At 69.2% G+C, this 10,976-nt stretch carries 12 protein-coding genes; 10 read left to right on the top strand and 2 right to left on the bottom strand.

The features are described 5' to 3' along the window. Together AB1609_07080 and hemW are read left to right on the top strand one after the other, a co-directional pair. Positions 1-194 (top strand): elongation factor 4 (locus AB1609_07080; protein ID MEW6046229.1); only part of this gene is annotated, 194 nt, incomplete at its 5' end. Further along, positions 187-1,458 carry a radical SAM family heme chaperone HemW gene (gene hemW, locus AB1609_07075; GenBank protein ID MEW6046228.1) on the top strand — a complete coding sequence of 424 codons (1,272 nt, stop codon included), beginning with the start codon at positions 187-189 and terminating at the stop codon, positions 1,456-1,458. The genes AB1609_07080 and hemW, both read left to right, overlap by 8 nt. Here the strand turns inward: hemW and AB1609_07070 are convergent. Continuing rightward, entirely contained in the window at positions 1,421-1,927 is a 507-nt protein-coding gene (locus AB1609_07070; GenBank protein MEW6046227.1) for a hypothetical protein, read from the bottom strand. The two genes, hemW and AB1609_07070, sit on opposite strands and share 38 nt — an antisense overlap. Before the next feature lie 153 nt (positions 1,928-2,080). On the opposite strand from AB1609_07070, the gene hrcA reads away from it, so the two are divergent. From hrcA to AB1609_07040, 6 genes are all read left to right on the top strand, one after another. Further along, the gene (gene hrcA, locus AB1609_07065) at positions 2,081-3,112 is read left to right on the top strand and encodes a heat-inducible transcriptional repressor HrcA (GenBank protein MEW6046226.1); all 1,032 of its coding nucleotides are present in this window, start codon (positions 2,081-2,083) and stop codon (positions 3,110-3,112) included. Positions 3,113-3,170: 58 nt separating this feature from the next. Then, complete coding sequence (gene grpE / locus AB1609_07060; GenBank protein ID MEW6046225.1) at positions 3,171-4,022, top strand: nucleotide exchange factor GrpE; 852 nt, start codon at positions 3,171-3,173, stop codon at positions 4,020-4,022. Then, a complete protein-coding gene (gene dnaK, locus AB1609_07055) occupies positions 4,003-5,892 on the top strand; it encodes a molecular chaperone DnaK (GenBank protein MEW6046224.1) in 1,890 nt (629 codons plus the stop codon). The genes grpE and dnaK overlap by 20 nt, the downstream gene beginning before the upstream one ends. 41 nt (positions 5,893-5,933) lie before the next feature. Beyond that, a complete protein-coding gene (gene dnaJ / locus AB1609_07050) occupies positions 5,934-7,106 on the top strand; it encodes a molecular chaperone DnaJ (protein ID MEW6046223.1) in 1,173 nt (390 codons plus the stop codon). A 65-nt stretch (positions 7,107-7,171) separates the two neighbouring features. Next, the gene (locus AB1609_07045; GenBank protein MEW6046222.1) at positions 7,172-8,140 is read left to right on the top strand and encodes a 50S ribosomal protein L11 methyltransferase; all 969 of its coding nucleotides are present in this window, start codon (positions 7,172-7,174) and stop codon (positions 8,138-8,140) included. Continuing rightward, complete coding sequence (locus AB1609_07040; GenBank protein ID MEW6046221.1) at positions 8,115-8,939, top strand: RsmE family RNA methyltransferase; 825 nt, start codon at positions 8,115-8,117, stop codon at positions 8,937-8,939. Before AB1609_07045 ends, AB1609_07040 begins: the two co-directional genes overlap by 26 nt. A 189-nt stretch (positions 8,940-9,128) precedes the next feature. Here AB1609_07040 and AB1609_07035 read toward each other — a convergent pair whose 3' ends face one another. Then, positions 9,129-9,581 (bottom strand): hypothetical protein, encoded by a 453-nt coding sequence (locus AB1609_07035; protein ID MEW6046220.1) that lies wholly within the window; start codon positions 9,579-9,581, stop codon positions 9,129-9,131. A gap of 199 nt (positions 9,582-9,780) precedes the next feature. On the opposite strand from AB1609_07035, the gene AB1609_07030 reads away from it, so the two are divergent. Both AB1609_07030 and AB1609_07025 read left to right on the top strand, forming a co-directional pair. Further along, on the top strand, positions 9,781-10,638 hold the full coding sequence (locus AB1609_07030; protein MEW6046219.1) for a histidinol-phosphatase: 858 nt from the start codon (positions 9,781-9,783) through the stop codon (positions 10,636-10,638). Between the two features lie 16 nt (positions 10,639-10,654). Continuing rightward, positions 10,655-10,976 (top strand): hypothetical protein (locus AB1609_07025; protein ID MEW6046218.1); only part of this gene is annotated, 322 nt, incomplete at its 3' end.

The raw sequence follows: 10,976 nt of genomic DNA, 5'->3' as shown, positions 1-10,976 counted from the left end.
TGGGAAGCCGGGTCATCGCCCGGGAGACCCTGCGGGCGCTTCGGAAGGACGTGCTGGCCAAGTGCTACGGCGGGGACGTCACCCGCAAGCGAAAGCTCCTCGAGCGGCAAAAAGAGGGCAAGAAGCGCATGAAGCAGCTTGGCGTGGTGGAGGTGCCGCAGGAAGCGTTCATGGCGGTGCTTCGCATTGACTGACGGGCTGCAAGCGGCGCTGGTGGAAGCGATCCGGGAGGCACCGGCCTGGCCCTTCGGGCTTTACGTTCACATCCCTTACTGCCCTTACAGGTGTCCTTACTGCGACTTCAACGCCTACAGACTCTCGAGCCGTGCGGATTCGGACGCGGTGGTGGAGGCCATCCTCCGAGAGGCCGAGGCGTGGGCGGCCCTGGCCTCCCGGGCGCGGGGGCGTTTTCGCACCCTCTTCTTGGGCGGCGGCACCCCCACCGTGCTCACCGCCGAACAGATCGGCCGCCTGCTCCCGGGCCTGCGGCAGCGGCTGCCATGCGAAGGCGTGGTCGAGGTCACGGTGGAGGCCAATCCCGGGACGCTGACGCCGGCCAAAGTGGAGGTGCTGCTTGCCGAGGGAGTGAACCGCGTCAGCCTGGGCGTTCAGAGCCTTGATGCCGGGGAACTGCAGCGGCTCGGGCGGCTCCAGACGCCGGACCAGGTGCGCCGCAGCGTTCGCCTGCTGCGCCAGGCCGGGGTCGCGAACCTGAACGTCGACCTGATCTTCGCCATCCCCGGCCAGACGCCTGAAAGCTTGCGCCGAACGCTCGAGTGCGCCCTGGACGAGTTTGATCCCGAGCACGTGTCGGCCTACTGCCTGACGGTTGAGGAGGGTACACCCTTCCACGAACTGCATGAGCAGGGGCGCCTCGTGCTGCCGGACGTGGACGCCCAGGCCGAGATGTACCGCACGGTGGTGGACCACCTGGCACGGGCGGGTCTGATGCGGTACGAGGTTTCCAACTTCGCCCGGAAAGGCTGCGAGTCGGAGCACAACCTCAACTACTGGCGGCACGGTGACTACCTGGGGCTCGGTCCGGGCGCCCACTCGTTCTGGGAGAAGTTCCGCTTCGCCACGGTCGCCTCGCCGCCGGCCTACGCCGGGGCTGCTGAGCGCTTCTCCGCCGGAGCTGGCGCGAGCTTTGCGTTCGTCGAACGCCTGACGGCTCGCCAGCTCATGGATGAGCGCATCATGCTGGGGCTGCGGCTGGCGGAAGGTGTAGACCGGCAACGCTTTTACGCGGACTTCGGCTGCTGGCCCGAGGAGGCGTACCCGGCCCCGCTCTGGGATCGCCTGGAACAGACCGGGCTCATCCTGCGCGAGGCCGGGCGCATCCGGTTGACCGACGAGGGCTTCCTCGTAGCCGACGCGATCATCCGGGAGATCGCCGCTCGTGGTGCTGGCGAGCACGCCCTCACTGGGGGAGCTTCCACCCCAGAGCGAGCCCGATGAACACCTCGGGCCAGAGTTCCCCATGCGAAGCCACGAGCCCGAACCCCACCTCCCCGGTGCCCCGAACCCGCGGGTCGAGCCGTATCTCGTAGCCCAGCCCGGCCCAGATGCCAGGCCTCAGCGTCTCAGGGCGCACCGGGCCGGACGGGGTCGTGACGCTGCCGTAGACGGTCCAAAATGCACGGTCGGAAGCGCCCGACGGGCTGTATTGGCGCACGCCGCCGTAAAGGCCGACGGGTGCCAGGGAGGCGCCCACGAGCCACGACTGGCCCCCGCGGGTCTCCCGCTCCAGGTCGAAGCCGGCGGCGCCGAACACGAAGTGAAAGCTGGCGACGCTGCGCACTTCGGCGCTCGCCGGGGCGGAGACGGCACCCACCGCCGCCGCGAGGGCAAGGAGCGCCACACCGGCGGCAGCAAGGCGGGTGGACATGAGGCGTCTTGCGGGGCGGGGCGAGGTTCGTCCGTTCAAGGCCATCATCCCTTCCTTTACCACCTGCTTCAAAACCAATATAAAGGTATCGCAGGGGGCGGCCTTTTCTTGACATGGCGCGCCCTGGCTGCTAATCTGGAGGGCGGATTAGCACTCATGACGCTTGAGTGCTAATAGGTGGTTTGGGGCACTGTGGAGGATCGGAAGCAGCGCATACTGCGAGCGATCATCGACGATTACATCCAGACGGCGGAGCCGGTCGGCTCCCGGACCGTCGCGCGCAAGTACTTGCTCGGGGTGAGCCCCGCCACGATCCGAAACGAGATGGCTGACCTCGAAGAGCAGGGATACCTGGAGCAGCCCCATGCCTCCGCGGGACGGGTGCCGTCGGACCGCGGGTACCGCTACTACGTGGAGGCCCTGATGCCGCCGGCAGAGATTCCGCCCGAAACGGCGGCCAGCATGCGCCAGGAGCTGTCCACGAGCCAGGATCCGGACCAGCTCATCTTCCGGGCGGGGCGGGCGTTGAGCCGCGGCACCCGCTACGCGAGCCTGGTGCTCAAGCCGTCGCTGCGGCGGCTGGCGCTGCGGCACGTCCAGTTCACGCCGCTTGACCGCGGCCACGTGCTCTTGGTGGTCGTGGGCGACGCTGGCCTCGTCTACAACCGCATCCTGCAGTGGTCGGAGGCATCGGCCCAGGCGGATCTCCTGGCGAAGCTTTCCACGATGCTCTCGCGGATGCTCGCCGGGCTCGAGGCCCGGGAGATCACGTACACGCTGCTGCAGCAGATCGCTGAAGAGCTTCCGCAGAAGAGCGTGCGAGAGATGGCTCTGTCGCCGCTGCTCGATCTCTTGAGCCAGGAGCAGCCCGATGAGCAGGCCTATGTCGACGGCGTCCCGTTCATCCTCGAACAGCCGGAGTTCCGGGACGTGGAGTACGTCCGGGAGGTGCTCGACCGCCTGCAGGAGCCCGACACGCTCCTGACGGTCATGATGGGCGGACAACTCGAGGGCCTGGCCATCATCATCGGGAGGGAGCAGCCCGTGGAAGGCCTGCAGCGGTGCAGCGTGGTCATGGCGCCATACGGCCCGGGAGACCGGCCCATGGGCGTGATCGGGCTGATCGGCCCGACCCGCATGGACTACCGGCGCACCGTGGCCGCTGTCCAGGAGATGGCGTCTTTGCTGAGCCAGGCCATGCAGCACCTGTCGTCGACGGGCTAGGGCGGAGTAGCCCGTTTTGGCTCTTTCGGATCCGCGCGTCCTGAAGAAGACAGGCTTAATGTCCAGACGGATCGGGCCTGCAGAGGGTGACGTGGTACAATCTGCAGGCCGTCTTGTTCGGGGGGAGTTGGCGCTGCAGCACGCATCCGACATGGGGCAGGAAAGGGTTCACTGGACGGACGGGGTGCCGGCGGAGGGCGCGGACACGCCCGCTCCCGGCACGGAGGTCCCCTCGGGGCCCGGTGGTCAGGAGCCACAACGGGCGCCGGCGGAGGCCCTGCGGGACGGGCAGGAGGCCGGTGAACAAGCCTCGGAGCCGACGCCCGGAGCGCCGGCCGACGGGGCCCTGATCGAGGACCGGGAGGCCCAACTCGAGGAGGCTCGCCAGCAGGTCAAGACGCTGGAGGGGCAGCTCCATCGCCTGATGGCGGACTTCGAGAACTACCGGCGGCGCGCCCGGGCCGAAGTCGAGCGGGCCGCGGACGAGGCCTTCGAACGCGTCGCCCGCCGGCTGCTCACCGTCGTGGACGACCTGGAGCGGAGCATGTCCGCGATCCCGGAAGATCCGCGGTGGTCGTCGGTGGCCACGGGCATTAGAATGGTTCATCAGGAACTCCTGGCGGCCCTGGAGGCCGCCGAGATTCGCCCCGTGGCTGCCGTGGGGGAGCCGTTTGACCCGGCGGTACACCACGCGGTGGGGCAGCTCGAGGTGGACGACCCAGCCCGGGATGGCACCGTCGTCGAAGAGCTCCAGCGAGGCTTCATGCTCAAGGGGCGGGTCGTGCGGCCGGCCATGGTGAAGGTCGGGGTGTTGCGCCGGCCGCCTGCACAGAGAGAAGAGCCGAATGTGACGCCGGATGAAACGCCGGACAGCCAGGAAGGGATCAGCCATGAGCGGCAAGGTCAGTGAGAAGGTCATCGGCATCGACCTGGGGACCACCAACTCGGTCGTGGCCGTCATGGAGGGCGGCGAGGTCACGGTCATCCCCAACCCGGAGGGGAGCCGGCTGACGCCCTCGGCCGTTGCGTGGACGAAGGAGGGACAGCGCCTGGTGGGGCAGGCTGCCAAGCGCCAGGCGGTGCTCAACCCGGAGCGGACCATCCTCTCCATCAAGCGCAAGATGGGGACCGACCACAAGGTCACCATCGACGGCAAGAGCTACACGCCCCAGGAGATCTCGGCCATGATCCTGCAGAAGCTCAAGCAGGACGCCGAGAACTACCTGGGCGAGCCGGTCAACAAGGCCGTGATTACGTGCCCGGCCTACTTCACGGACGCCCAGCGCCAGGCCACGAAGGATGCGGGCACCATCGCGGGGCTCGAGGTGCTCCGGATCATCAACGAGCCCACAGCGTCGGCGCTGGCCTACGGGATCGACAAGGAGAAGGAAAACCAGACGGTCCTCGTCTTCGACCTGGGCGGCGGGACCTTCGACGTGTCCATCCTGGAGATCGGCGGCGGCGTGTTTGAGGTGAAGGCCACCGCCGGCAACAACCGCCTGGGCGGCGACGACTTCGACGAGCGCATCATGCGCTGGCTCATCAAGGAACTCAAAGAGGCGAGCGGCGTCGACGTCTCCAACGACCGCATGGCCCTGCAGCGGCTCAAGGAGGCGGCGGAGAAGGCCAAAATCGAGCTTTCAGGGTTGCTTGAGACCACCATCAGCCTGCCGTTCATCGCCTCGGGGCCCAACGGGCCGGTGCACCTGGAGCGCACGCTGACGCGGGCGCTGTTCAACCAGTTGACGGCCGATCTCGTCGAGGCGACGGTGGGGCCGGTGCGGCGGGCGCTGGAGGACGCCAAGCTGAGCCCGGCCCAGATCGACAAGATCCTGCTGGTAGGCGGATCGACCCGGATGCCGGCCGTGCAGGAGAAGATCCGGGAGATCTTTGGCAAGGAGCCGAGCAAGGGGGTCAACCCGGACGAGGCGGTGGCCATCGGGGCAGCCATTCAGGGCGCCGTGCTGGCCGGCGAGGTGCGCAGCATCGTGCTGCTCGACGTCACGCCGCTGTCGCTGGGCGTCGAGACCCTGGGCGGCGTGATGACGGTGCTCATCCCGCGCAACACGCCGATCCCGACCAGCAAGAAGCAGATCTTCACGACGGCGGCAGATAACCAGACGACGGTGGACATCCACGTGCTGCAGGGCGAGCGGCCGATGGCTGCCGACAACGTCACGCTGGGGCGGTTCCAATTGACCGGCATTCCGCCTGCGCCGCGCGGGATCCCCCAGATCGAGGTCAGCTTCGACATCGACGTCAACGGCATCGTCAACGTCTCGGCCAAGGACATGGCCACGGGGAAGTCGCAGGCCATCACCGTGCGCTCCTCGCGCCTGTCCGAGCAGGACATCGAGCGCATGGTGAAGGAGGCCGAGAAGTTCGCCGAGGAGGACCGCCGGCGCAAGGAACTGGCCGAAGCGCGCAACCAGGCCGACAGCCTCATCTACTCTACCGACAAGATGGTGAAGGACCTGGGCGACAAGGTCACGGCGTCCCAGAAGGAGCGCATCGAACAGGCGAAGTCCGGGCTGCGCCAGGCCATGGACGGAAACGACCCGCAGGCCATCAAGGATCGCACCGAGGACCTCAGCAAGGTGCTTCACGAGGTGACCTCGGCGGTTTACGCGGCGGCCGGGCCGCAGGGTGCGGCGGCCGCGGGCGGCGGGCAGGGTGCGGCCTCTTCCACGGGGGCCGGGGATGGCAAGCACCCGGATGGCAAGGTCGTCGACACCGAGTTTCGGGTCGAGAACCCCGAGTCGGCGGGGAAGGGAAGCTGATGTCCGGCGGAAGCCGCCGGAGGGCGGGGTGAGCGGCGGCCGTGGCGCCCAAGCGTGACTACTACGAGGTGCTGGGTGTTGCTCGGGACGCCAGCCCCGAGGAGATCAAGAAGGCCTTCCGGGAACTGGCGCGCCGGTATCATCCCGACGTCAACAAAGCCGACCCCAACGCGGCCGAAAAGTTCAAGGAGATCAGCGAGGCCTACCAGGTCTTAAGCGACCCGGAAAAGCGCGCCCAGTACGACCGGTTCGGTCACGTTTTCGACGGGCAGGCGCCGGGAGCCGACGGGCCAGGCACGGGGCAGGCCGGCGGCTGGCCGGGCGGCTTTGGCGACTTCGGCGGGCTGTTCGACGACCTGTTCGACCAGATCTTCGGCGGGCCCCGTAAGCGGACCGCGCAGGGTCCCGTCGCCGGTGACGACCTGCGCTACGATCTGGAACTGACCTTCGAGCAGATGGCTTTTGGCACCGAGCCGCAACTGGAGGTGCCGAGGCTCGAGGTGTGCCCGCGGTGCAGCGGCAGCCGGGCCGAGCCCGGGCACCCGCCGCAGCGGTGCAGCACGTGCGGCGGCCGGGGCCAGGTCCAGCAGGTGAGCGAGACCATCTTCGGGCGGTTCGTGCAGGTGCGCACCTGCCCCCGCTGCGGTGGGCGGGGCATGGAGATCCCCGTTCGGTGCCGCGAGTGCGGCGGCGAGGGCCGCGTGCGCCGGAGGCGTCGGATCACCGTAAAGGTGCCGCCGGGGGTAGAAGACGGCGTGCGGCTCCGGGTGCCGGGCGGAGGGGACGTGGGCCTCGACGGAGGGCCGCCTGGAGATCTGTACGTGTTCGTCACGGTAAAGCCGCACCCGATCTTCACCCGCCGCGGCTACGACGTGCACTGCGAGGTGCCCATCAGCATGCTGGATGCGGCGCTGGGCGGGGAGGTGCGGGTGCCGACGCTGGACGGCGAGCAGGTCGTGGGCGTCAAAGAGGGCACGCAGGCCGGCGACTCGCGCCGTATCGCCGGCAAGGGCATCCGCCGGCCGGACGGCGGCCGGGGCGACCAGGTGGTTACCTTCCGCGTCGTGACCCCGACACATCTGAGCGAGCGGCAAAAAGCCCTGCTGCGCGAGGCGCTGGGAGCGCCGGATCACGCCGCAGAGGTGAAAGACAGGGGCAGGGCGGCCCGTAGCGAGTCCGGGACAGGGGTCTTCGGCCGCTGGCATCGCCGCTGAGGGTCATGCGCTTACCAGGGCGCCCCCGGCGGCCCAGGCCGCGGTGGTGGCAGGTTGAGCTCGGCGTGCCAGCCGCCGGGGCTGAGGTGGCCGGGTGGATGCTGGGCGGCCGGCCGGGCTGTACGGGCATTGAGACCGCCGCCACGGGGCGGGAGCAGCCGGCGGCCCGATCGGTTGTGCTCCGGGCTTACTTCTCCTCTCTCACGGCGGCCCGGCGCGCCGCGCAGGACGTTCCGTCACGCCTCAGGCGGTGGGCGTATCAGGCCGGGCTCGGTGACGACGGTGCCCTGATTGGGCCCGCCAGGCTTGAAGCCGTGCCCGCGGTTGAGGCGGCCGGGCGGAAGGCCTGGGCCGCCACGCTGGAGCCTGCGCGCGCCGGCGGAGGCGTGGTCACGGCCCGGGGCCGGGTCACGGCGACGCGAAGCCGCACCGCCCGCCCGAAGCGCAGGGGGGCTCTCTACCGGGTCGTTGTTCCCCCGGGGATGGCGTTTGGCACGGGACACCATCCGACCACGCAGCAGGCGCTCTGGTGCCTCGAACTGGCCATCAAGGAGATGAGGGGCAGCGGCGGCGATGGCCCCCTGGTTGTTGACGTCGGCACCGGCAGCGGGGTGCTGGCCATAGCAGCCCGGGAGCTGGGCGCGGGCCGGGTGGTGGCGGTGGACACGGATCCGCTCGCCATCCCCATCGCCCGGCGCAACGCTCGCCGAAACCGAGCGAGCGGGATCGCGTTCCGGCAGGGCTCGGTGACGTCGGCTGCGAGGGTCGCCGGCTGGGAAGCCGCCCAGGTGGTGGTGGCCAACCTGCTGGCGGAGACGCTCGTCGAACTGGCTGCAAGCCTGGCGCGCCTTCTGGCAGGGGGCGGGCTTCTCATCGGCGCGGGGATCGCTCAGGAGAAGGCCGGACAGGTCGTGGAGGCTCTCGAGGCACAGGGCCTGGCCTGCGAGGCGGTGGGCGGCTGGAGCGGGTGGGTCTGGGTAGCTGCACGGCGCAGGGCGGGAGATGGCCGTGAGCCGGTTGCGGGTGCTCGTTGACCCGCCGGTCCTGCTCGGGGCCCGGCCCGGGGCCGAGGTAGAAGTAAAGGGCAGCGAAGCCCGCAGGCTGGTGCGGGTCATGCGGGTCCGCCCGGGGGAAGAGGTCCAGCTCTTCGACGGGCGGGGCCGTGCCTGGAACGGTCACGTCATGAGGGTCGCGCCCGGCCGGCTGGCCGTGAGGCTGAGCCACCCCGAACCGGAAGGGGCCGGGCCGGAGCCCGTCTTGCGCCTGGTGCTGCTCCAAGCCGTGCCCAAGGGTGACCGTATGGAACTGGCGCTGGAGAAGGCGACCGAGCTTGGCGTCAGCGAGGTCTGGCCGGTCATCACAAAACGTTCGGTGGTGCGCCCGGACGGCAGCGGCGGGCGCCTCGTGCGCTGGCGGCGGGTGGTGGAGACCGCCGCGCGGCAAGCGGGGCGGTTGGCTGTGCCCGAGGTAAGGCCGCCGCTCGCGTGGGACCGCGCCCTCCTGGAGGTGACGCAGCTCGGCGGCAGGTGGGCGCGGATAGTGGCGTGGGAGCAGGCCGAAGGCCCGTTGACCGCTGTTCTCTCCCGGGGGGCCGCTCCCGATCTGGCCGGAGTGGTGATGGCCGCAGGGCCGGAAGGAGGCCTGACCCGGGACGAGGTACGCCTGGCAGAGAGCGCGGACTTCGAGGTGGTTTCGTTGGGCCCCCGGGTGCTGCGCGCGGAGACCGCCGGGTGGGTCATGCTGGCGCTCGTCCAGGCGTGGTGGGGTGACCTCGTGGGGTCCCTCGCCGGGGCGGGCCTGCAAGCCCGATTAGGGGCCGGGCGGAGCGCCTAGGACTGCCCCGTTGCTTGGACAAAGCCCGCGGCAGCGGATGGCGTCATGCCAGGCGGGGAAAAAAGGCGGGAGGGCCCTGCCGGTCCCTCCGGGCGGTAACAGAGATTCCCGGGCACTCCTGCACCCGGGAATCCCCACGAAGCCTCGGAACGCGACTCGCCTTTACCCTTTTTCGCTCGCGCGGTTTTTTCAGAAGACCGGCGGCTTTCCCGGGCTGTTGATCGCGACGTACCGGCTGATGGCTGCCTTGAGGTTGGCCGCCCAGAACTCCGCCAGCTTCTCCTGCGACGTCCCGTTGCGGCGGGCGCTGCCCTGGTCCACCGTCACGAAGAGGTGGTCGCCGATGTACAACGCAGGACCCCTGGCGGTCTGGCCGATCCGCACCAGGTCGGGGCTCAACCGGTCCTGATACGTGTTGATGGCTTCGTTGAGGCGCTTGTAGATCTCGTCGGCACGGGCGTACACCGACGGCCAGCCTGCCGAGTCCCGGACCCTCAAGATCACCACGCCCGACAGCTCCACCGTCGCGTAGCGAGCGCCGGTTGATGGCCCCGCGGACGTAAGTGGCGAAGCAGAAACCACCACGACAAAAGCGAGGGCTGCCGCCGCCGTCGCCAGCCAAACCTTCGGTCTAGTGGCCAAGTTGGCTTCCCTCCTCAACTCCGAAGATCGGCCTCGGAGCAAAAAGCGTCCTTCTCCGCATGTCACCAAGAGAGCCCGGCCGCTTCCACCTTCTGCGTCACCTGGCGGACTCCTTCCTGCCTTGACCGGTCGAGTGGCGTACCCCTACGATGCTGTCGAATGGCCGGCCGCCAGGCAGCGAAGGGGGACTTGGGTCCGCGTGATACCCGACTACCACATGCACCTGGAGTCCGACGAGACCACCGCGCCGTGCCCCTACACCGTTGAGCGTGTGGCCATCTACGCCGATGCCGCCCGGCAGGCCGGTCTGCCTGAATTTGGCATTAGCGAACACGGCCACCGTTTCGTCGAGTTCCGGCGCTCCATGGAACCGCTGTTCGGCAGCGGCTTTCGGCAGCACCCCCAGGTTCGGCAGTGGCTTATGCGCGAATTCCGGGAATCCCTCGAGCGCTACGCCGGGGCGATTGTGGAGGCCAGGCGACAGGGTCTGCCCGTGAGGCTCGGCGTCGAGGTGGACTACGTTCCCGGACAGGAGGAGGCCATCCGCGAGGCTGTGGCTCAAGCGCCCTGGGACTACGTGATCGGATCCGTACATTTCCTCGACGGCGAGTGCATCGACTGCGGGCCGGAGATCGCGTGGCCCGGCGCTGACGTGGACCGCGTCTGGCAGCGCTACTACGAGGTGATGGCGCAGGCGGCCGCGAGCGGGCTTTTCGACGTGATCTCGCACCCGGATCTGCCCAAGAAGTTCGGCCACCGGGCCGTACACTTTCCGCAGGAGGCCTTCGACAAGTTCTTACAGGCGGCCAGGGCTCGGGGGGTCGCCGTGGAAGTCAATACTGCGGGCTTGCGCAAGCCTGTGCACGAGATCTACCCCGGCCTGGAGATCCTGCGGCGGATGGTGCGGGCGGGGCTCGACGTTCACGTGGGATCGGACGCCCACGACCCGAAGGAGGTCGGGGCGGGCTTCACGGAGGCCGTTTCGTGGATGAAGGCAGCGGGCGTCGAGCGGGTTGTCCGGTGGAGGGGCCGGGCGCGGGAGTACGCGGCGCTTTGAAGGGGTGGGACGGCCTGTGGCAGGAAGACGCCGGCACGGATGGCGGCTGCCGGTGGCAGCCGTGATGGCGTTGTACGTGGCGCTGGCGGCCGCCGATGTCGCTTTGGGGCAGCCGATGTCGCTACAGGGCGTTCCCATCATCGACCTCAACGGGCGGATGCTGGGGGCCGAGGCGTGGCTGGCCGAGGCGGCATGGGTGGCCTACCTCGGGGGCGGGTGGGAGTTCGCCGACCCGGCCGACCCGAACGGCACCGACCACGACGGGGTACGGTTTCGGCTGGGCCTGACCATCCCGATTTCGGGCCAGGACGTCTTCGACATGCGGGTCGTCCACTGGC

The sequence above is a fragment of the Bacillota bacterium genome (assembly GCA_040754675.1).
Taxonomy (GTDB): domain Bacteria; phylum Bacillota; class Limnochordia; order Limnochordales; family Geochordaceae; genus Geochorda.
Note: the sequence above shows the minus strand (reverse complement) of the source record. Positions and strands in the feature narration are given on the sequence as shown.